This window comes from Nocardiopsis sp. NPDC007018, assembly GCF_040635075.1.
GTDB lineage: Bacteria > Actinomycetota > Actinomycetes > Streptosporangiales > Streptosporangiaceae > Nocardiopsis.
Genome location: NZ_JBEYHA010000016.1, coordinates 24,386 through 44,682, shown reverse-complemented (window position 1 = coordinate 44,682; position 20,297 = coordinate 24,386). Strand labels below are relative to the sequence as shown.

Below are 20,297 nucleotides of genomic sequence, written 5' to 3'. Positions count from 1 at the left end.
AACAAGTCAATGTTACTACCCAGTAGATGAAGATGCCAGTGGCGGTAGACACTTGTGGCCCCAGGGTCAGGTCAAGGAAGCGGCCTCGCAGGTCAAGAGGGGTTCATGTGCCCAACGGGACCAGAGTCAGCACCGTCCGGTCGACCCCGTCCAGGTGGAGCAGCGCGTTGGCCGCGTCGTCGGCGAACCCCGACACCACCAGTGAGCGCAGGCCCAGCGCCGCCGCGCACAGCGTCAGGTTCTGCGCCACGTGCCCGCACTCCTGGAGCAGCAGCCGCAGCGCCCGCTGACCGTATCCCTGGCGCAGGCGTCCCACGTCCCCCACCAGGAACACCAGGGCGCCCGCCGTCGAGGCCACCACCCCCGGACGGCCGTCCGCCTGCTCCCGGAGGAACGGAGAGAGCTCGGTCAGCCGGTCGGCCTCCGGCGGCCCGTCCGCCCGAAGGAGCCGATGCCCCTCCGGCTGATACCGGTACACCCCCGGTTCCAGGCCCGCCACGTGCCGGGCCACCACCCACACCTCGGTCGGGTAGGCCGCCCCCGGTGAAGGGTGCGTGCGCGGCGGCGCGTGCCGACCGGGCTGGTCGGCGCGAACCCGGCTGATCCCGGCGCCGTGCCCGAGCACAGCGGACAGGTCGGTCAGCTCCAGGTGCGAGCCCAGGTCCCCGTGGTCGCTGTTGCGCTCGGCCAGCACCCGGTCGAGCGGCGCGTCGAGCGGTCCGGGCTCGGGCAGCGCCACCTCCGGAGCCTCCGAGGCGCCCTCCCGCACCCCCTCCGCCGGAACCTCGCGGGGCAGGTGCGCGCCCCCCATGGTGTCCGGCAGGTACTTGCTGGCCTCGAGGTAGGTGCGGTCGGGCGCGCCCACCCCGGGCTCGAAGTAGTCGCCCGGGGGCTCCCAGCGGGGGTAGGCCAGCGAGAGCAGCCAGGCGATGCGCCGCTCGTCGTCGATGTCCAGCCCGAGTCGGTTGTGCGTCATGTGCAGCAACGACCACACGATCCGGTCCAGCCCGTTGGCCAGGCCCTCCTGGACGCCGATCCGGCGCAGGCGGGCGATGGTCTCCCTCAGGGCGCGGTCCCACAGGTGGTGGGTGGAGGCGCCCTCGCCGGACACCAGCCGCTCCACCTGCGGGCGCCGTTGCAACCACCGGGAGGGCGCCGCGTGGAACAGCCGCTCCGCCTCCGCGCGTGCCTGGGTGCCGCCGCGCGCCACCTCGGCCGAGTAGTCCCAGGTGGCGTAGTACCCGCGGGCCTGCCGCACCGCCGTCACGTCGTCGAAGCCCAGGGCCCCGAAGGCGAGCGAGGTGAGGTCGACCGCGACCACCTGCCGCTGGTGGCGTTGGGGGGCCGACCGCAGCACGGCCAGCGCGATCCGGGTACTCGTGGCGAAGAAGTCCTCACAGGCCTCCAGCGCGCTCGGGCCGCCGTAACGCTCGGTCTCGGGCTCGTACACGGCGTCCACCACGTCGCCGTCGGCGTGCCACCGGGACGGGTCGGCCTGCGGGAGGTCGGCGTAGTAGGCGGCGCTGTCCAGGTCGAGGGCGGCCGCGGAGGTCTCCTTGGCCCGTTCCCGCATGAGGCCGGCGAACCCCGTGACCGCGTCCGGGTCGGCGTCCAGGAACCGGGCCCGCAGGTGGGGGCCGCCGTCCCAGTAGCGGAGGAAGAACCAGGAGGCCGCCCGCCCCGAGGACACCAGCCGTTCGGCCTCGGGGGCCAGGTGCTCCAGCAGGAAGGCGTCAATGTCGGTGCTGCTGCGGTGCAGGTACACGTACACGGCGGACCAGGCGCGGGTCATGGGGTCTCCGGGGCGGCGTCGACGGGGGTGTCCATGTAGGTGCCGCGCTCGGCGCGCACCCACAGCTGGTAGGCGGGGGTCTGGTCGGGGTGGAGGCCGAGGGCTCCGGCCCAGTCGGACTCGGAGTAGTTGCGCATGGGGCGGGCGCACAGGTCGGTGGCGGCCGCGCCGAGGCATCCCCACTGGGCGATCCACCCGAGGAGGACGTGCAGGGAGGTCTCGGCGTGGTCGGGTCCGAGGGCGCGGGCCCAGGCGGGGAAGTCCACGGCGAGGGTGTAGCCGAGGGTGGCCGAGAAGTTGGTCTCGCCGGTCCGGGGGACGGGAAGGGCGGGGCCCTCGGTACCGTCGGGGAACAGTTCGCGCACGGCCCGGTCGTCGACGCGGTCGTCCTCCAGCACGTGCCGGTACAGCCGCAGCGCGCGGGGGTGGGGGAGGGTGTCGTGTACCGCGCGGAGCGCCCGGACCAGCCCGGCGGTGACGGTGGAGCCGTCGTGCGGGCTGACGTACGCGCTGGTCACCAGGTTGGCCGTGGAGACCCCGCTGGTGCGTTCGTCCAGCCAGCGCCGCAGGCTCCGCCCGGCCGGGGCGACGGTGGTGACGATGTGTGCGGTGGCCTCGGGCGGGAGGGTCAGGCGCTTCGAGGGGCCGGAACCGGAGGGGAGCGGGGCGCCGGTGGGATTGGTGGGGCCCGAGATGGACATGGTCCCCGGGGTGTCTGAGGTGCCGGGATCGCTGTGGTCACCGGGGTCGGTGGGGCTGGTGGTGCTAGGGCCTTTGGTGCCAGAGTCGCCAGAGTCGCCAGCGGTGCCGGTGAAGCCGGAGGGGAGCGGGGCGCCGGTGGGGCCGGTGCTGTTGGGGCTGCCCGCGTCTCCCGGGCGGGACCCGGTGGCGGCCGGGGGGGCCAGGGTCACGGCGGCGACGGGGAGCATCCCCGAGGGCAGCAGCGGAGCCGCCTCCGCGCACGCCGGGTGCGCCGGGTCGGGCACGGTCGCGGCCCGCAGCCCGGCCCGCGTGAGCGTCAGCCCCAGCGCCGCCAGGAGGTGCCCGGCCTCCAGACGCGCCAAGGAGGGGCGCAACCTGCCGTACTCGGGCGGGTACCGGTGCCGGTCCACCGCCACCACCAGGCGGGCCCCCTCCAGGTCAGCGGGCACACCCCCGCCTCCACACGGTTGGAGGGCGTGCGACTGCGGGTCCACCCGCAGGCACCACCCGCCCCCCTCCGGCGCCACCAGGAAGAGGTCGGCCCCGAACAGCCCCCGAGGGGACGGGTAGGCGCGGTGCACCGGATACCGGTCCGCTGGCGAGATCCTGCGGACCCGCACCGCCTCCACGCACGCGGCGAGCAGGCGCTCGCCCGGCGTCCACGCCCCGCCGAGCGCGGGACCGGCCGGGTCCAGGTCGCGCAGCGGCGCCAGCGCGGGCAGCGGCGGACGCCTCTGACCGGCGACCGCGCGAGCCAGCCCGTTCGACGGCCCGGTTCCGAAGAACAGCGTCTCGACCTGGGTGACGTCCTTGTCGTGGGACTGCGCGTGGAAGTGCGCGAGCGCGTCCCCGAACCTGTCCGCGTCCCCGAACCCGTCCGCTCCTCCGGTCCCGTCCGTCACGGGAACGGGTGCGGTGCCGGGTACGTCCTGCCGGGCGCTTCCCATGGAACCCCTCCCTCGAACAGTTCGGACGCCCGGGACAGCCGCTCCAGGGAGCGGGTGCGGCGGTGCGTGTAGCCGAAGGTCATTGGCAGGGCCCCGGGCACGATCACCTTGACCGCCCGGGTGCCGGAGGCCGCCGTGTAGGGGGCACTGCTCTGGTCGACGACGACCACGTCCAGCCCGAGCCCGTGCGCCACCGCCAGCCGCTCGCGCAGCACCGCGGCCAGGTCGGTTCCGGCGAACGACCGGGGCCGGTCGGCGGTGAGCCGGTCCAGGGACACGCTGCCGCCGGGGTGTTCCAGGAACTCCCACATCGGGCGGGCCTCCCACAGCCCGTGCAGGCCGGTGTGGTCCTCCAGGGTGCGGACCAGGGTCGGGTCGTCGAGCATGGGTCGGCACCGCTCCACCGACACGGACGGCCGCATCCGCACCCACTTGGGGTACATCAGCGCGTTGGTGGCGGTCTCCTCCACGGCCGCCATGAGCGCGCGGCGCGGGTCGAGGTGGGTGCCGGTGGCCAGGCTGAGCGCGGGCGCCCGGCCCTCCCGGACCGCCTCCTCGGGGGCGGTGACCGTCGCCAGGACGGTGGGGACGCCCAGGTCGGAGGTGAGGTCGAACAGGCGCAGGGTGAGGCCGCGCTCGGTGAGCAGGTCGGTGAGGTGGGCGAGGTCGGGGTCGTCGGCCCCCTCGATGACGCGCAGCCGGGTGCGCGAGTACCAGGCGAGCAGGAACGCGTCCCGCTCCACCACCTCGAACAGCCCGTACAGCGCCGCTTCGGCGAGGGTGCCGCCCACGGCGCAGCCGTTGGACGACTCGTAGAGGAACCGCTCCGAGGGGCGGCCCGCATGCCAGTACGCGACGTGTTCGGGGACCAGCACGCGCCGCCGCTCCCGCGTGGACCACCCCCACACCCAGGTGGTGGGGGTGTGGGGGGTGTAGGGCACGGGGTCGAACGCCGGGTGCCCGTACCACTCGGGTTCGTGCAGGCCGAGGCTGGCGGGGTCGACGGCGTCGTCGGCGACATCCGCGTAGGAGCCGTGGACGGTGGCGGCGCCGGTCAGCCGCCGTCCCCCGGTCACCCGCTCCACCCCTTCCAGGAAGGCGGGGACCTCGCTGGCGGTGAAGCGGGTGGATCGCCCGTACCCGCCCTCCCGGGTGGCGCTTCCCGGAGCGACGGTCTCGGCGGTCATGAGGGCCAGGGGTGACTCCTCGTCGCGGTAGACGTGCGCGACGGGGCCGAACCGGAAGTCCAGCAGCCGGTCGCGGAGGACGTCGCGGTCCATGGCGCGGGTGCGCAGGGCGTCCCCGACCACCGGCTGCGGGGTGCCGGGGTCGAGGGTGTCCCCGGGGTCGGTGACCGCGAGCCCCCCGCCCTCGGGGAAGCAGTGGTCGCAGCCCGGGTGGGGGACGATCCGGTGCCGGGTCACCTCGCCGGTGCGGCAGTCCAGCGCCACCAGGCGCAGGCGCAGTCCGGCGGGGTCGGTGGCGGCGGACAGGGCGGTGAACGCGTCCGCCCACAGGGCGGGGAGGCCGTCCGGTGCGGGGGCGGCGGGGGCGAGCTCGCCCTCCGTGTCGGCGCGCCAGAGCCCGGCGCACCGGGCACAGCCGGTGCCGCCGTCCGGGGTCCACGGGCCCAGGACGGCCAGGGAGCCGCTCATCGCGGAGTGCAGGACTCCGCCCGCGACGCGTGTGGTGTGCGGCTGGTCGAGGGTGGCGCCGAGCGGTGTGTCGAGCGCGGTGCCGACCGGGGCGGGCCGGTGGGGGGAGGAGGTCACGTCCACGAGGCCACCGCCGCGTGCACGCCGAGGTCGCGCCAGGCGTCGGCGCCGCCGGGCGCCTCCACCCGCATGGTCCCCGTCTCCAGGGCCCACCGCGCCAGTGCCGGAGTGCCGGTGGCGGCGGGCGCGAGGGTGGCTCCGGGGGCCTCCTCGGACAGCCGGACCCGGGCGACCGCGAGGAGGAGGGCCTCCTCCGCACAGGCGGCGGGGTCGGGCGCGGTGCCGGTGCCGAGCGGGCCGGACGCGGTGTCCACGAGCGCCCGCCAGATCCCCGTTCCGTCGAGTTCCTGGAACGTCAGTCGGGCCGCCACCCCGGACCGCAGGGTGAGCGCGGCCCACAACCGACGGGCGGTGGGGGAGAGGGACGGGGGGTCCACGTCCTTCCAGCGCTCGTCGGGGGTGCGGTGGAGGAGGTCGCCCACGGCCGCGCCGATCGCGGCCGCGTTCGTGAGCCCGAGCCCCAAGCCGTGCCCGTGCCCCGGCCCGTCCGTTCTGGTGGCCGTGAATCCGTGCCCGTGTCCGTGTCCGAGCCTGGGCCCTTCCGGTCCGGTGGCCGTGAGTCCGACCGTCCGCCGGTCACCGTGTCCGGCGCGCGAACGGGTCCCCGGCGTTCCGAAGCCGTCCGCGTCGTCCGCGTCGTCCGTGTGCCGCGCGCCGTCGACCGGCCGCCCCCCGGCGATCGCCCGGGCCTCCCCCGAGTCCGTACCGGCGCCCGCCTTCCCCCACACGACCTCGTGCAGGGCGTTGACCAGCGCGTTCTCGCGGGCGAGGGCCGTGGTCAGCCCGTACCCCGCGTACCGGCCCGACCGGGCCAACCCCACGGGGAGCTGTGTCAGCTCCCCGGGGGCCGGTGCGCCGACCGCGCCGAACACCCGGTCCCACAGGTGGGTGAGGGCGTCCAACCGGTCGGGGACCTCCAGCGGTTCCGCCGGTGCGAACTCCTCGGGCGGCGGCGCGGGCAGGGCCCGCCGCGCGTCCGGGGCCAGGGGGTCGGCCATGAGCAGTGTGTGGGGTTCGCTGACCAGCTCGTCCGTGGTCACCATGAACTCGGGCCCGACTCCGAGCTCCGGCAGGGACTCCGGGGCGGAGACGGATCGCGCCACCTGGGCGACCATGGCCAGGGCCAGCTGGGCGGCGACCAGGCTCCGGGTCACCGCCAGGGCGGCCGGGTCGGGAGCCCCGTGGTCGGCGCCCGCGTCCCTTCCGGCGAACCAGGCGCGCAACCGCCCCGACAGGTCCGGGGTGCCCGGGCGGTCGCGGGGCCCGGTCAGCCAGAGGCCGTCACCGGCGGCGACGACGTGTTCGGAGGGCTCGGCCCCCGCACCGCTCCCGTCCGCACCCTCGGCGAGCGCGAGTCGGGCGGTGAGCAGGATCGGCCCCTCGGGCTCGGGCCCGGTGTCCGCGTGCACCTCGCCGAACCCGGCACGGGCCAGCGCCCGCCGCACCTGGGCCTCCAGGAGCGGGCACGACGAACGCACCCGCACCACCCCGGTGCGCAGGGCGGCCAGCGCCGCGTAGGGCCGGTGGGTGACCGACTCCAGGTGCGGGTAGGCGGCCCGTTCGGCCTCGGTGAGGGTGTCGGGTTCGGGTTCGAGGTCGCGGAGGAAGCGGTGCTCCGCCAGCTGGTCGAGGATGCCCGCCAGGAACGGGCGCCCCGCCTCGGGGAAGCGTCCCAGCAGGTCGTCGCGGTGGAAACCGGAGCGCAGCGTGGGTTCCAGGGCCCGCCACACGGTCTCGGCCCGGGCGCCCCGGACTACGACGGCGGTGGCGCCCATGCTGAGCGCCACCCCCTCCGCCGCCAGTGACCGGGCCCGGACGGCGCTCTTGAGCCGTACCGGCGGGGTGGTCGCGGTGGTGTCAGGCATCGCCCACCCACGGAAGGGTCGGCCGCAGTTCGGGATCGGTGCTCTGGTGGTCGACGACCCGGCGGACCGTCTCCTCCCAGCCTTCGCCCACGACCTCCTGCGCGGCCTCGGTGAACAGGTACGCCACCGAGTACCGCTGGACCGGGGCGACCCCCATCAGCGGCAGCAGGTCGAAGAAGCAGTTGATGAGGAATCGGAACGCCGCGAACCCGTACCCGTCACCGAGCCGGGTGAAGTCGAGCTTGCGGAACTCCCGGTGGAAGTCGCTGTAGGAGCGGTCGTCGGAGCCGCTCCAGCGCACCCGCACGTCGTCGCCGAACTTCGCGGCCTGTTCCTGCCGTTCCGGGTGGGGGAAGGGCAGGATGTGGTCCTGGCGGGCGAGGGCGATCGCCTCGGGGAGCCACAGGTCCGCCCACGCGCCCCAGGCCAGCGCGTAGGGGTCGGTGCCGTCGCCCTCGTGCACCGCGCGCAGGGACTCCACGAGCCCCTCGCGCTGGGTGCGGTAGGCGGCGGCCAGGCGTTCCTGGGCGGTCCCGTTCGGGTCCGACCAGTGGAAGTACTCCTTCCAGTGGGACAGGAACGCCTGGTAGCCGGAGCGCAGACCCCACTCGGGGTAGCGGGTGGCGATGGCGCCCATCCCGGCGAAGACGTTGGCCGACACGGCGCGTTCGCCGCCCCGCCCGCCCGCCTGGTCGGCCACGCGGGTGAGGCCGTCGGTGAGCACCCGTCCCTTGAGGGCGACCGCCTCCGGGCCGCGCAGGAACGTGTCGACGGGGTCGCCGACCAGTCGCCGCGTGGTGTTGTCCGGCTCGACGGGGGCGTAGGGGCCCTCGACCAGCTCCAGTCGGCCCATGCGCTGGGAGAACGTCTCGTACTGTGCGGGGTCCAGCCGTCGTCGGGAGGGGTGGCGGGCCAGGAAGGCGCGTACGCCCTCCTCGGCCTCGGCCACGGCCGCCTCGACCGCGTCGGGCGTTCCGTCCGCGTAGAGCACGCAGTGCGGGCCGAGGCGCCAGTGCAGGTGCAGCCAGGCGGCGCTGACGCCCGCGCGCCCGGCGGCCGTGCGGGCCGCCGGTACGAGGCAGTCGCCGAGCAGGGCGGCCTTGTCGCTGTCGTGGTAGTTGACTCTGAGTCCGACGGTCACGGGGTCAGCCTCGCTTCGCCTGGGGGACGGGAAGGGGGTGTGGGGGCGGTGTGCGCCGGGCGCGGCACCGTGGAGAGTTCGAGGAAGAGCTCGCCCGCGTGGGTTCCGGAGGGGCCGCGCACCCGGTGGTGGTCGGGCCCGGGGAGCATCTCCTCCACGAGCAGGGTGGGGCCCAGGTGGTCCAGGCGCTTGGCGGCGGTGCCGGTGTGCAGCCTGCTGAGGAAGTCCACGTGCTGGGGCTTGGGCGCCATGGCGCGTTCCAGCGGGCCGAGCCGCGCGCCCTGGAGGGGGCGCACGAACACCTGGTCGGGTATGCCCCGCAGCTCGCGGTCCACGTTCAACCGCCGGTGCAGCTGGGCGGGTGACTCCTCGGGCCGGGCGGAGAACTCGGCGGTGTCCATGCCCCACCTGCGGCGGAACAGGGTGAGCCCGCCGAAGCCGATCCTCGGTGTCCCGCCCCGGTACCCGTGGCGGGTCCAGCGCTCGTGGAGGTCGATGGTGAGGTCGCCGAAGGAGAAGAACGGCGAGTCGGCGACCATCGCCACCAGCATCTCGTCGTAGGGCAGGGCGTGCGGTACGAGGAACCCGGTGTAGACGGGGTCGATCTCGCGGCCGTCCTCCCTGATCAGGCGCAGACCGTACGGGGTGTGCACCAGGGTGAGGTCGAGGGTGGAGGGCCCGGGGGCCAGGGTGGGCTCGTCGCGCAGCGCCAGCTCCTCGTCGGCCAGCACGGGCGACAGGTTCGCGTTGAACCCCAGGGCGGACCGCATGTGCACGGTGTCGGCCCCCGGCGGCCCCAGCCGCCGCACGTGCGCGGCGACCCGCTCGCGGACCCGCTCCGGGAGGTGTCCGAGGAACCGGCTGAAGTAGCGGGCGCGGCCGCCGTACAGGTGGTTGACCACCAGCCCGTCCGGGACGACCTGGCCGAACACCGCGAAGGAGCGGCGGGCGGCGAACTCGCGGTCGGGGAGCATGGCCGCGACCTCGTCCACGACCCCGGGGTCGACCTCCACCCGTTCCCCGCCGGAGCGGCCGAGCTCCACGAGGTGGTCGACGGCGCGTCGGCGGGCGTCGAGCACCCGGGTGAGTTCGGGGTCGGCTCCGGCGAGGGCGGCGGGGGCACCGCCCATGAGTTCCTGCGTGAGGGGGAAGGCCGCCCGCGCGTGCTGGGCGAACCCCTCCAGGTCGGCGCAGCGTCCGCCCCGGCCGTAACGGGAGACGAACACCTGCTCCAGCGCCCCCGAGAGCACCCGCTGGTCGTCCAGGGCGAACAGCAGCGGCATGAGTCGGCCCAGGTCGGCCGACCAGGCCCGGGTGGTCTCGCGCGCCACGGGCACGCCCCGCGAGACCAGGCAGTCCTCCACCACGGGCGAGGTGGCCGAACCTTCCACGCCCACCGCCGCCGACCACAGGTTCTGTAGCCGCAGCACGTCGTGGGCGCGTCGCGCGCCGTCGGCCTCGGCGAACCCGGCCAGTACCTCCTCGGTCTCCTCGAAGGCGGTCGCCACCCGGGCGGCCGCCGCCCCGGGCAGGGTCCGGGCCAGCCGGTGCCAGTGCCGGGTGAAGTCGGGGGACTGCTCGGGTACGGGTGACCACGGCACCAGGACACCCACGCCGACGAGCTGGTCCAGGACGCCCATGGCGCGCTCGGCGCCGCAGCCGAGGTCGGCGGCGACGGCGTCGCGCAGCGCGTCGAGGCGCACCGGCGCGGTCGCCCGCTTCTCCAGGACCGAGACGAGGCGGTCCCAGCTCCCGTTCATCGGCAGCCGCACCTCCTCCTCTCCGAAGGCCTCCGCGCGTAGGCCGGGCGAGGGCGGCGCCCAGCGGCGACGCCGCACCACGAGACGTTCTCCCTGGTCGGAGGCCTCACGGTGAGCCCCTCCGGTGAGCACCCACTCCAAGTGGAGGCGCGCCTCGGGGTCGGCGGCCAGCGCCCGCGCCGCCTGACGGGGCAGCAGGCGCCGGAGCGCGGCGTGCGAGGAAAGCTCCAGGGGCTGGTCGGCGTCTTCGGGGGCCGCGCCCTCCAACGGGGCGAAGTGCACGGCCGTGTACAGCGAGTACGGGCTGACCTTCACCGTCGACCGCGAGAAGTACCGGACCAGGGCCGCCTCGGCCTTGCGCATCCTCTTGTCCGGGGCGCCGTCGGTGGCGGCCCGGGCGGCCACGGCCCGGTGCAGGTCGGGGCTGGACAGCGCGGTGGCGCGGTCCACGCCCGGATCGCGCGCCCACGCGGCCAGGGCGGCCCGCTCGACCGCGAGTTCGGGCTCGTGCGCGGCGTCCACCAGCGCGGCGGCGTCGAGTGACGCCCGCCAGTGGTCGGCCCACGCGGCCAGGAGGGGGACCTCCCCGGTGACCGGGTGGTCGTACAGGTCCCCGCGGGGCGGTCGGCGGTTGAACACGGCGCGCTTGGCGGCCAGCGCCGCGCTCCGGTGGGCGCCCAGCCCGGGGGCGGCCCGGTGTAGGGCGTCCAGCAGGTCCTCGCGCAGGTCCTCGCGGTGCCGTTCGAGCCGGGCGAGCTCGCGCAGCGCGGACGTGGTCGGCGCCCCGCCGCCCAACCTCCGGTAGGGATGGGGATTGACCCGGGACACCAGGTAGGGGCCCTCCACGACCTCGAAGGACCGTGAGGGTTCGTCGGGTGTGCTCACTCCCCGGTCCCCCTGGGTGCCGCGGAGGAGGCCTCGTCCTCGCCCTTGCCCTTGTTGCGGGTCGAGCCGAACCCGCGCGGTTCCCGCTCGGAGGCCCAACGGAACCAGCGCAGCGCCGCCACGGTGCCCAGCAGCGACCACGCCAGCAGCAGCGCGACCGCCGACCAGTCCCACACGGGGCCCGACTCGGACAGGGCGCCCTGCACGAGCAGGGCCAGCGGGCGGCCGGGCAACAGGTCCACGACCGCGCCCACGGTGTCACCGAGCGGCAGGATGACGAATCCGCCCGCGAGGAACGCCGTGGGGAAGAAGATGCCGTTCACCATGGGCACGGCGGCGTCGGCGTTGGGCGGCAGCAGGGAGGCGGCCGCGCCCAGCGGGGCCATGCACACGAAGCCGAGCAGCAGCGCCGTCAGCAGCTGCGGGAGCCGGGCCGGGTCGATGGTCACGCCCATGCCGAGCAGGCCGATCGCGGTCACCACGCCCAGCACGATCACGGCGGTGAGCAGGGTGTTCACCAAGTAGGCGCCCATCACCGTGGCCGGGCTGACCGGGGTGGTGCGGAACCGCTTGAACAGCCCGTGGTGGCGGCGGATGGCCAGGCCGATCGCGACGTTCGCGAAGGCCACGGACATCAGCGCGAACCCCAGGATGCCGCCGAAGCTCAGGTTGGCCTGGGTGACCTCGTGTTCGCCCACGAGCCGGATCTCGTCCGCCTGGGAGCGGAAGGCCAGCCCGAAGCCCACGTAGAACATGACCGGCATGAGCACGATGAACGCGAGGGTGATGGGGGAGCGCCAGAACTCCTTGAGCTCGCCGTCCACGTGCAGCCAGAAGGACGACGGGCGGCGGGTGCCCCGCGCGCGTTCGGTTCCCGTGACGCTCATTCGCTCTTCCCCGCTTCCAGCACGCCGTTCTCCAACATCGCCACGTACGCGTCGTCCAGGCTGGGCGGCACGATCGTGAGGCCGCTGATCCGCGTCCCCTCGTCCCGGGCCCAGGCCTGTACGCGCTCCACCACCGCGTCCTGGTCGTCGGTGAGGATGCGGGCCCTGCCGTTGACCAGTTCGGCGCCCTCGGGGAGGCGTCCGTCCGTGCCCTCGGGCGGGGCGAACTCCACCACCGTGTACGCGGACGACCCCCGGACGAGGTCGTCGGGGGTGCCGGAGGCGATGAAGGAGCCGTCGCGGATGACGTCGACGCGGTCGGCGAGTTCCTGGACCTCGGTCAGGTCGTGGGAGGTCAGGACCACGGTCGTGCCGCTCTCGCGCAGCCCCGCCACCAGGCTGCGGATGCGGCGGCGTGAGACGGGGTCGAGCCCGGTGGTGGGCTCGTCGAGGAAGAGCAGTTCCGGGCGGCCGGTCAGCGCGAGCGCCAGGTCGAGGCGGCGCCGTTGGCCGTCCGAGAGGGACTTGACCAGGGCGGAGCGCTTCTCGGTGAGCTCCACCTGGGCGAGCGCCTCGTCCACGCCGAGCGGGTCGGGGTAGTAGGAGGCGTGGCGGCGCACGATGTCGCGCACCGACAGGCCCGGCTCCAGCATGGTCTGTTGCAGCACCACGCTCATGCGGGTGCGGAGCTCGGCGAAGTCGCGGCGGTTGCCGGGGTCGAGGCCGAGCACCTCCACCGTGCCGGAGGTGCGTCCCCGGTGGCCCTCCAGGATCTCGATCAGCGTCGTCTTGCCGGCCCCGTTGGGGCCGAGCAGCGCGGCGATCTGTCCGGCGGGCACGTGGTAGGAGATGCCGTGGAGCACCTCTCCCTTCCCGTAGTCCTTGGTGATGTCCGTGGCGTTGATCGCGTACACGTGCGGCCCTCGTCGTGCTTCTTCTGGGGTTCGGGGGCGGAAGGGGGGAGGGGCGGCCCCGGCGAGAGGGCCGCCCCCGTTCAGCGGGTCAGCCGCACGAACCCGAGGAGCAGCAGCTGCTGGAGCCGCAGCACGAGGTGGAGGTGCAGGAGCTGGAGCCACTGGTGGCGCCGGTCTCCGGGACGGCGACCGCCTCGCGGACGCTCATCACCTCCATGTCGTCGAAGTTGAGGTCGGGCAGGTCGATCGTGGGGGTTTCCTGCAACGCCATCGGACACCTTCTTCTGGATGGGAGGGGGATGTTGGCGTGAAACGTTGACGCTTGCCCTTGCCGAATTCACGCTCTGAAATCATTCAGTCACACGCGCATTCCGGTGGCGGGGCTGTCCGGAGTACTCCGTCAGCCGCAGGAGCCACCGGAGCAGCAGCTGCTGGAGCCGCAGCACGAGGTGGAGGTGCAGGAGCTGGAGCCACTGGTGGCGCCGGTCTCCGGGACGGCGACCGCCTCGCGGACGCTCATCACCTCCATGTCGTCGAAGTTCAGCTCGGGCAGGTCGATCTCGGGTGCCGTCGAATGGGGCATTGTGGCCTCTTCGTTTGAATCTTCCTAGCGGGTCCCCCGGGCGGGAAAGAAAATAACATGCGATCTGACAGGGTAGATAGAGGTTGTATTGATCATTTTCCCTGGTGTGGCCACCGGTTCTCCTGCGCTTCACAGCGAAAACACCGGAAACAAGAATGGGCCCTGGTTCCCGAAGGAACCAGGGACCGAATTCCGCCGGTACGGAACGTGATCAGCAGGAGCCGCGCCCGGCGGTGGTGTCGCACAGACCCTGACCGTCGGTCCACGACAGCGCGGTCCGCGCGTTGCCGCCGAACGGCCGAGTGACGGTCACGTCGACCCCGTGCCCGGAGTCCGCGGCGAGCCACACGCGCACCTCGCTGACGCCGTCGCCCGAACCCGTCCTGAACACGTAGAACGGTGCCGGGACGGGGGACCGCCCGCTCTCCGGCCGGGTCCACCAGTTGGCACCCTCGGCGTTGGCGACGTCCACGAACAGGCAGTCGTACGACGCGCCCCGGAACTCACACGTGCGCGGCTGCGCGCCGCCGTGGCGCCCCACGCTCGGGTCCGAACCGATGCCGGTGTTCATCGCCCGCCAGTACGCGGTGTCACAGTCGCCGCCCGCGCAGGCGTTCCAGTCCGCCCACGCGGTGGCCCGGGCGGCGGGCGCCGTCGAGCCCCGGTTGATAGCCGCGCAGTACTTGTCCACGATGTAGGGCACCACGAAGTCCGACACCCAGACGGAGTCGATCGCCTCGCCCGCCGTGTTGTTCGTGCCGAGCCCGGCCGAGTCCATCTGCCACAGGCCCACGCCCGGGTTGAAGAACAGGCCCGCGCGCCCGGCGGGGTCGTACAGGCCGGACTGGTTGTCGTACCTCGACAGGGTCATCGGCGAGGGCGCCAGCGAGGAGCCCGCGGAGACCTCCGGCCACACGGGGGCCAGGGCCAGGGCGGTGGCGGACTCCGCCGTGATCGCGCAGGAGGCCCCGGCGGCCGCGCCCTCGGCGGCGTTCCGGGCGGCGGCGAGGGGTTGGGCGCCGAAGCTCAGCGGACCAGGCGGGATGGCGGTGTTGGCCAGCTTCTCCTCCACCGCCTCACGGTCGGCCTCGGCGCGTTCGGCGGGGGTGTCGGCCGGGGTGGGGACGTACTCGACGACGTCGGGGGAGGGGGCGGCCAGGGCCGCCTGCGGGGCGCTGATCAGCACGGCGGCGGTCAGGGCGGTGAGGGTGGTCAGGGCACGCCGAGCGAACGGCGGTCGGGGGGTCTTCACGTGTCCACCTCTGGAGCGGGTTCGAGGGGAGAGGGCGATGCCGACCGGGGCACTGTCGGTGGTTTTCCAACACGGATTCTGACTCGGAGGAAAGTTACCTCCCGCTCCGTGTCCGGACAAGGGCCCCTGCGGGCCCGTCCCGGACTCTCACCTCACCGCCAGGAGAGCGTGTCCTCCTCGTCGTCCGGGCGGGCCGACCCCGACCCCCGGCGGGTGCGACGGCGCTCCCGCACGCGCACCAGGACGAACCCGACGCAGACCACTGCCACCGCTGCCAGGACCAGCTTGGACCCGACACCGACGTACTCCTCCACCACGTGCCACTGCTCGCCCAGGTGGTAGCCGAGCAGGATGAACAGGGTGTTCCAGATCGTGCTGCCCACGGTGGTCAGAGCCAGGAAAACCGGCAGGTTCATCCGCTCGATCCCCGCCGGGATCGAGATGAAGCTCCGGAACACCGGCACCATGCGGCCGAAGAACACGGCCTTGGTGCCGTGGCGCAGGAACCACGCCTCCGTGCGGTCGATGTCGGACACCTTCACCAGCGGAACGCGGCCGGCGAGCGCCCGGAACCGCTCCCGGCCCAGCCAGGCGCCCAGCCCGTACAGGATGATCGCGCCGGTCAGCGAGCCGACGGTGGCCCAGACGATCACCTCGGCCAACCCCAGGTCCCCCTGGGAGGCGGTGAACCCGGCCAACGGGAGGATCGCCTCGCTGGGGATCGGCGGGAAGAGGTTCTCCAGGGCGAGCGCCAGCGCCACCCCGGGGCCGCCCAGCGGCTCGATCAGGCCGACCACCCACCCCACGACGCCACCGGCCGTGGTCGGATCACTGGTGCTCACTCGGTGTCTCCCGTTCGGTCACACCCCGTCCTCCACCGAGGAAGGGGAAGGGGAGTCCACGCTACGGCGGCCGTTGCAAGGTCCCGGTAAAGGCGTATCCCGTCCGGTCCGAACGGCGGGCGGCCGGGGATGAGCCTCCCCGGCCGCCCGCTGACGGGCGTGCGGCGGGAGGCTTCTCCGGTCGGCCCCGCCGTGGGGGGATCAGCGGCCGAGGACGCGCTCGACCAGGGTCCTCCAGCTGTCGGCCAGGTGGTCGCAGCCTTCCTCTCCGGCCGTTCCGGTGACGTCGTCCGTGCCCAGGTACAGCAGGAACGGCCCCTCCAGGGCCGCGGAGAGCTGGAGGGCCAGGCCGTCCGGGTGGGGGAGCGACGGCCTGACCTGGCGGAGCAGCATCCGAAAGTGCGGAGGGGTCATGCTCACGGTGGCGGGGGTCGGTGCGGATCGGTCCAGGCCCTCGCGGATGACGGCGTGGTTGCTCCTGAGCATCGCGAAGCGGGCCAGGCCGTAGGCGATCAGGCGTTCCTTGGGTTCGGCGCCGGGTCCCAGCGGCGGCGGTCCGTACAGCACCGACTCCTGGAACCGCAGCTCGTCGTCGTGCATCACGGCCTGGAAGATGCCCGCGCGGGTGCCGAAGCGTCGGTAGACCGTCCCCTTGCCCAGCCCGGCGCGTTCCGCGAGGCCGTCCATGGTCACGTTCTCCGGCCCCTGCTCGTCGATCATCGCGCGGACCGTGCGCAGCAGGTGCTCGCGGTTGCGGGCCGCGTCGGCCCGTTCCGGGCGCGGCTTTCCGAAGGGGACCACTGGCACATCCACGGAGTCAATCTACCCCGGGAATACTAAGCGGGGGATAGTCCGTTTATGCTGTCGTCGCACCGCGGCACCGGGCACGCGTCCGGTGCGCGGTCCACCGAACCTTTGGGAGAAGTAGGCAACATGAACCTGTTCCGACTCGACGGCAGCATCTTCCCGTCCGTGTCCTCCAGCGCCGAGATCGCGGACCGTGCCGAGTCCGAGTGGACGACGGCGCACCCGGGCGGTGTCGTGAACCGCCGCCACCTGGGGACCGACCCCCTGCCCGCCGACGCCTGGGTCCAGGCCACCGTGGGTTCCGACACCCCCGAGGCCGAGCGCACCCCGGCCCAGAACGAGGCGCTGGCCCTGGCCGCCCGCCTGACCGGGGAACTGGAGGACGCCGACGCCGTGATCCTGGCCGTTCCGATGTACAACTACGGCGTCTCCCAGCACTTCAAGACCTGGGTCGACTTGGTCATCGCGGGTGCCGGGCCCACCAACCCGGTGCTGAAGGGAGTCCCCACCGCGCTGGTCACCACCGCCGGAGGCGGATACGGCCCCGGCTCCCCCCGTGAGGGCTGGGACCACTCCACGCCCTATCTGGAGCGGGTCGTCGGTGACCTCTGGCAGGCGGACCTCACCCTGATCAAGTGCGAGCTCACCCTGGCCGCCACCACTCCCGGGATGGAGGGCCTGCGGGACCTCGCGGAGCGGGAGCGCGCCAAGGCCCTCGACGCCGCGCGCGACACCGGTCGGGTGCTCGCGGGGGTCTGACCGGCGGCCGGGGGCGGCGCCGCCACGCCGCCGCCCCCGCCTCGTCCGCCGGACGGCGCTGATTCGCGGCCGCATATTCTCTGAGGTGCACCGATCACGAACCTGGAGAGCACACGATGCTGGAACTGCTGCCCGGACTCACCCAGATCTACGAGGGGTGGGCGCAGCACTACCCGGACGTGCACCCGCTGACCATCCAGTTCCCCGCACGGGAGTCCGAGCAGGGCATCGACGGCGTGCTCGCCTACCCGATGGAGGGCCACTGGCTGCTGGTGACCTTCGGCCTCACCGAGCTGGGCGAGAAGACCAGCGAGGAGAAGCGGGTCTCCGGCGCGGGGTTCGAGTTCACCTGCCGCATCCCGCGAGCGGACGGCGACGAGACGGTGCCCGCGTGGATTCTGCGGGTGCTCCACGCGCTGGCCGACCAGTACGTCGCCGGAGCACAGCTCGACGTGGGCCACTGGATCGTCACCCGGTCCCCGCTCGGCGGGGAGAGCGCGAACGGCGACATGACCTCGCTCGCGATCGTGCCCGACGCCGACATGCGCATCCTGGACACCGACAACGGGCTGGTGCTGTTCTTCCAGGTCGTGGGGCTCAAGACCGAGGAGGGCGAGTACGCCCAGGAGGCCGACACCGTCGCGCCGATCATGGCGCTGCTGCGCGACCGCGACCCGAAGATGATCACCGACCCGAACCGCGAGACCATCCGCCTGTAGGCACCGGAGGGGCGGCGGAAGGGGGCGGTGAGCCTCGCGGCGGCGGCCGTCCGGGCGTCCCGTTCCACCGTGCCCCCACCCCCGCAGGAGGTTCGATGAGGAGTTGCGAGGCGCTCGCCGAGCGCGTCCGGGCGATCACCTGGAAGGAGAGAAACTCCTGGCGCCGGTCGCAGGGGAGGCTGGTGCAGGAGTACCTCAGGCGGTCCGCGTTGTGGGCGGGCCATCTCGGCGCGGGCGGCTGGCCGTTCTTCGACGTCGCGGCGCGCGTGGACCCCTCGGTCCGGGCTCCGGCCGCGATGGTGGAGACGGCCAGGGCGGCGGCCTCCGAGGGGGGAACGTACCACACGCTCCACACGGTGGAGTGGGCCCTGCACTTCGCGCACCTCAGGGACGTCGGCGGGATCGACGCGGACCTCCCCGACCCGTTCGCACCCCTGATCCGCGCGTATGAGAGGGGTGACGCGGTCCTCTACGGGTGCTCACGCCACATCGAGATCGACGGCCTCTTCCTACCCCGGGGCACGGCGGAGAGGTACGCCCGGATACGGCCCCTCGACGACATGTCGGAGGCGGCCCTGGCGGGCATCGACGCGGCGGACTAACCAAGGGCCCGCTCCTCACTCGGTCGCCTGGCGGTACCGGCTCTCGATCGCGCGGACGACTTCGTGGACGTCGGACCAGGGGTAGCCGTCGTACCGGTCGGCCCGCGTGCTGGCGGCCCGGGTCCGAGCGCGGTCCAGACCGCTGCGGAAATCGATGAACTCGGTACCGGCCTTGCCTCGCCTGACCTGGCCCTTGGCCCACCGGGGCACGGTCTTCCTCAAGAGCCTCTCCGCGTCCTTGGGTTGGTGACACCCGCTCAGGTCGCCGGGACCCAGGTGGTGGAACAGCAGCCAGACCTCGAACGCCGGGTGGGAGACGGCGGTACGCACGGTCGCCTCGGCGTTCGAGCACTTGGTGTCCCGAACCCGGGCCCTCAACGGGTTGACGTTCTCGCCCTCGGTGTCGAAGACGGCCCAGATCTCCGAGTAGCCCTCGCTGCGCCGGTCCAGCGCCTCCTTCACGATCAGATCGGCCGCCGTCCTGGCGGCGATCTCCACGGACACGGGTTCGGGGACGTGCGCGGAACCGGGTGGGGAGCCCGCCGCGAGCTCCTTGAAATGCCTCCGCAGCCCGGTGAAGTACTCGCGCTCGGTCTCTCCCTCGCCGAGGACGAGCACTTTGGGGTGCTCGCGCCTCGGACCCGGTCGTCGTCCCTGACTACGGCCCTTCCTCATGGGGGGATTCCTCTCCGGAGCCGTCGTTCTCCCGTGCGTGTGTGTGCGGACGGAGGGCCCGGATCAGGAGGTCCTCGTCCACGAAGGGGACCGCGCCGTAGCGGCCGACGAGGTAGCGCCGGTCGCGGTTCTCCTCCCCGGCGCTCTCGTAGCTGGACATCGGGAACAGCGAGGTCGCCCCCTCGGCGTCCTTCTCCGTCAACCAGATCTCGTCCTCGGTGAGCACCTCCCGCCCGTGCACACGGCCGAGCAGGCTGGTGTCGTGGCTGGTGAAGACCAGCTGGGCGCCGCGGGGGTTGTTCTCCGGGTCCTTGAACAGCGAGATGAGGCTGCCCGACAGCAGTGTGTGCAGGCTCGTGTCGATCTCGTCGACGACCAGGGTGCCGCCGCGCTCCAGGAGGCTCATCATGACCGCTCCCAGGGCGAGGAGGGCCTGGGTGCCAGAGGACTCGTCCGCGTAGTCCAGGGGCCGGTCCTGGCCGGTTCCCCGGTGGTGGAACGACACCCGGCCGCGTTCGCGTTGCCGGATGTAGGAGGGCGCGCGCCTCTTGCCGAACCGCTCCTCGATCTCTCCGCGTTCCTCCTCGGTGAGCGGGTTCGCCTTGACGCTGTAGCCGCGGATGCCGGTGTCGACGGCCTGGGCCAGAAGGGCGAGGCGTTCGAGGCGGTCCGGGTCGCTCGAAGGGAGCCGGGACACGGGAGGGCCGCCTCTCGCCACGTCTCCCTGGAGGAGCCGTAGCGAACGGCTGAACCACTGCCTGACCCGGCTCAGCGCGGCCACCGTCTCGGAGTGGAACGTGCTGGGGTTGGCGTTGGCCAGGACCGTGATGAGGAGGGTGTTGGGGGAGAGGTTGAGCAGGTCGGTCAGTTCCGGAGCGTCCGGATCGCGGTCGCCGTAGGTGAAGGCGAGCCCATCGCGCTCGAACACGACCTGGTCGTCGCCGTCGCCGGTCTGGAGGTGCAGCCACTCCTCCACGATCTCGGCGTGGTCCACCGTGAACCCGTAGGAGTGGCGCACGCCCTTCAGGAGCAGTTCGACGGCGAACCCGGACGTCCTGGCGGAGGATTCCCCGTCCAGGAGGAAGGGCTCCCGGGGGATGCGGTCCTCGTCGTCGTCCTCCGCGCCGAAGGCGGGGCGGGGTCTCCCGAGCCCGACCCCGAAACCGTAGAGCACACTGACGCGCATGAACTGGAGCGCCTTCACCAGGGCGGACTTGCCGGAGGCGTTGGCACCGAAGATCCCGGTGACCCGGAGAGGGGTGATCTCGCGGGGGAGGGGGGAACCGCCCTCGCTCTGTTCCGAGGGAAGGAGGAGGAGTTCCTGCTCGTCGCGCAGTGACCGGTGGTTCTCCACCCGAAAACTCAGCAGCATGGTCCCGGCTCCCCGGTT

General features: G+C 73.3%; 18 protein-coding genes. 3 read left to right on the top strand and 15 right to left on the bottom strand.

Features of this window, described 5'->3' with window-relative positions; genetic code table 11:
* Positions 1 to 103: 103 nt before the first annotated feature.
* The 13 genes from ABZ635_RS11500 to ABZ635_RS11440 form a co-directional block, all read right to left on the bottom strand.
* Complete coding sequence (locus ABZ635_RS11500) at positions 104 to 1,792, bottom strand: thiopeptide-type bacteriocin biosynthesis protein (RefSeq protein ID WP_357762610.1); 1,689 nt, start codon at positions 1,790 to 1,792, stop codon at positions 104 to 106.
* Positions 1,789 to 3,441, bottom strand: coding sequence for a hypothetical protein (locus tag ABZ635_RS11495; RefSeq protein WP_357762607.1), 1,653 nt, complete (start codon positions 3,439 to 3,441; stop codon positions 1,789 to 1,791). Before ABZ635_RS11495 ends, ABZ635_RS11500 begins: the two co-directional genes overlap by 4 nt.
* Complete coding sequence (locus ABZ635_RS11490) at positions 3,393 to 5,213, bottom strand: YcaO-like family protein (RefSeq protein WP_357762604.1); 1,821 nt, start codon at positions 5,211 to 5,213, stop codon at positions 3,393 to 3,395. The genes ABZ635_RS11495 and ABZ635_RS11490 overlap by 49 nt, the downstream gene beginning before the upstream one ends.
* On the bottom strand, positions 5,210 to 7,081 hold the full coding sequence (locus tag ABZ635_RS11485; protein WP_357762601.1) for a hypothetical protein: 1,872 nt from the start codon (positions 7,079 to 7,081) through the stop codon (positions 5,210 to 5,212). The genes ABZ635_RS11490 and ABZ635_RS11485 overlap by 4 nt, the downstream gene beginning before the upstream one ends.
* Positions 7,074 to 8,222, bottom strand: coding sequence for a hypothetical protein (locus ABZ635_RS11480; protein ID WP_357762598.1), 1,149 nt, complete (start codon positions 8,220 to 8,222; stop codon positions 7,074 to 7,076). The genes ABZ635_RS11485 and ABZ635_RS11480 overlap by 8 nt, the downstream gene beginning before the upstream one ends.
* Complete coding sequence (locus ABZ635_RS11475) at positions 8,219 to 10,867, bottom strand: lantibiotic dehydratase (RefSeq protein ID WP_357762596.1); 2,649 nt, start codon at positions 10,865 to 10,867, stop codon at positions 8,219 to 8,221. The genes ABZ635_RS11480 and ABZ635_RS11475 overlap by 4 nt, the downstream gene beginning before the upstream one ends.
* On the bottom strand, positions 10,864 to 11,754 hold the full coding sequence (locus tag ABZ635_RS11470; protein WP_357762593.1) for an ABC transporter permease: 891 nt from the start codon (positions 11,752 to 11,754) through the stop codon (positions 10,864 to 10,866). The genes ABZ635_RS11475 and ABZ635_RS11470 overlap by 4 nt, the downstream gene beginning before the upstream one ends.
* Positions 11,751 to 12,668 carry an ABC transporter ATP-binding protein gene (locus ABZ635_RS11465; protein WP_357762590.1) on the bottom strand — a complete coding sequence of 306 codons (918 nt, stop codon included), beginning with the start codon at positions 12,666 to 12,668 and terminating at the stop codon, positions 11,751 to 11,753. Before ABZ635_RS11465 ends, ABZ635_RS11470 begins: the two co-directional genes overlap by 4 nt.
* An 88-nt stretch (positions 12,669 to 12,756) precedes the next feature.
* On the bottom strand, positions 12,757 to 12,939 hold the full coding sequence (locus tag ABZ635_RS11460; protein WP_049566824.1) for a thiazolylpeptide-type bacteriocin: 183 nt from the start codon (positions 12,937 to 12,939) through the stop codon (positions 12,757 to 12,759).
* Between the two features lie 129 nt (positions 12,940 to 13,068).
* On the bottom strand, positions 13,069 to 13,251 hold the full coding sequence (locus tag ABZ635_RS11455) for a thiazolylpeptide-type bacteriocin (protein ID WP_017590578.1): 183 nt from the start codon (positions 13,249 to 13,251) through the stop codon (positions 13,069 to 13,071).
* A 211-nt stretch (positions 13,252 to 13,462) separates the two neighbouring features.
* Positions 13,463 to 14,503 (bottom strand): hypothetical protein, encoded by a 1,041-nt coding sequence (locus tag ABZ635_RS11450; RefSeq protein ID WP_357762586.1) that lies wholly within the window; start codon positions 14,501 to 14,503, stop codon positions 13,463 to 13,465.
* Between the two features lie 152 nt (positions 14,504 to 14,655).
* Positions 14,656 to 15,345: a DedA family protein gene (locus ABZ635_RS11445; RefSeq protein WP_357762583.1), complete on the bottom strand. Its 690-nt coding sequence runs from the start codon at positions 15,343 to 15,345 to the stop codon at positions 14,656 to 14,658.
* A gap of 201 nt (positions 15,346 to 15,546) precedes the next feature.
* Positions 15,547 to 16,158 carry a TetR/AcrR family transcriptional regulator gene (locus tag ABZ635_RS11440; protein ID WP_357762580.1) on the bottom strand — a complete coding sequence of 204 codons (612 nt, stop codon included), beginning with the start codon at positions 16,156 to 16,158 and terminating at the stop codon, positions 15,547 to 15,549.
* 120 nt (positions 16,159 to 16,278) lie between these two features.
* Here ABZ635_RS11440 and ABZ635_RS11435 point away from each other — a divergent pair, with 120 nt between their 5' ends.
* The 3 genes from ABZ635_RS11435 (at position 16,279) to ABZ635_RS11425 (ending at position 18,232) form a co-directional block, all read left to right on the top strand.
* Positions 16,279 to 16,911, top strand: coding sequence for an NAD(P)H-dependent oxidoreductase (locus ABZ635_RS11435; RefSeq protein ID WP_357762577.1), 633 nt, complete (start codon positions 16,279 to 16,281; stop codon positions 16,909 to 16,911).
* A 116-nt stretch (positions 16,912 to 17,027) separates the two neighbouring features.
* Positions 17,028 to 17,630 (top strand): suppressor of fused domain protein, encoded by a 603-nt coding sequence (locus ABZ635_RS11430; protein ID WP_357762574.1) that lies wholly within the window; start codon positions 17,028 to 17,030, stop codon positions 17,628 to 17,630.
* A 95-nt stretch (positions 17,631 to 17,725) separates the two neighbouring features.
* Positions 17,726 to 18,232 carry a hypothetical protein gene (locus ABZ635_RS11425; protein WP_357762571.1) on the top strand — a complete coding sequence of 169 codons (507 nt, stop codon included), beginning with the start codon at positions 17,726 to 17,728 and terminating at the stop codon, positions 18,230 to 18,232.
* 15 nt (positions 18,233 to 18,247) lie between these two features.
* Here ABZ635_RS11425 and ABZ635_RS11420 read toward each other — a convergent pair whose 3' ends face one another.
* Together ABZ635_RS11420 and ABZ635_RS11415 are read right to left on the bottom strand one after the other, a co-directional pair.
* The gene (locus tag ABZ635_RS11420) at positions 18,248 to 18,850 is read right to left on the bottom strand and encodes an RloB family protein (protein ID WP_357762569.1); all 603 of its coding nucleotides are present in this window, start codon (positions 18,848 to 18,850) and stop codon (positions 18,248 to 18,250) included.
* A 40-nt stretch (positions 18,851 to 18,890) separates the two neighbouring features.
* Positions 18,891 to 20,279 (bottom strand): ATP-binding protein, encoded by a 1,389-nt coding sequence (locus tag ABZ635_RS11415; protein WP_357762567.1) that lies wholly within the window; start codon positions 20,277 to 20,279, stop codon positions 18,891 to 18,893.
* Between the last annotated feature and the right edge of the window lie 18 nt (positions 20,280 to 20,297).

Coding starts and splice junctions, on each gene's coding strand:
- ABZ635_RS11500 (WP_357762610.1), bottom strand. CDS start 1,792: ATGACCCGCGCCTGGTCCGCCGTGTACGTGTACCTGCACCGCAGCAGC.
- ABZ635_RS11495 (WP_357762607.1), bottom strand. CDS start 3,441: ATGGGAAGCGCCCGGCAGGACGTACCCGGCACCGCACCCGTTCCCGTG.
- ABZ635_RS11485 (WP_357762601.1), bottom strand. CDS start 7,081: ATGCCTGACACCACCGCGACCACCCCGCCGGTACGGCTCAAGAGCGCC.
- ABZ635_RS11470 (WP_357762593.1), bottom strand. CDS start 11,754: ATGAGCGTCACGGGAACCGAACGCGCGCGGGGCACCCGCCGCCCGTCG.
- ABZ635_RS11460 (WP_049566824.1), bottom strand. CDS start 12,939: ATGGCGTTGCAGGAAACCCCCACGATCGACCTGCCCGACCTCAACTTC.
- ABZ635_RS11455 (WP_017590578.1), bottom strand. CDS start 13,251: ATGCCCCATTCGACGGCACCCGAGATCGACCTGCCCGAGCTGAACTTC.
- ABZ635_RS11435 (WP_357762577.1), top strand. CDS start 16,279: ATGAACCTGTTCCGACTCGACGGCAGCATCTTCCCGTCCGTGTCCTCC.
- ABZ635_RS11430 (WP_357762574.1), top strand. CDS start 17,028: ATGCTGGAACTGCTGCCCGGACTCACCCAGATCTACGAGGGGTGGGCG.
- ABZ635_RS11425 (WP_357762571.1), top strand. CDS start 17,726: ATGAGGAGTTGCGAGGCGCTCGCCGAGCGCGTCCGGGCGATCACCTGG.
- ABZ635_RS11415 (WP_357762567.1), bottom strand. CDS start 20,279: ATGCTGCTGAGTTTTCGGGTGGAGAACCACCGGTCACTGCGCGACGAG.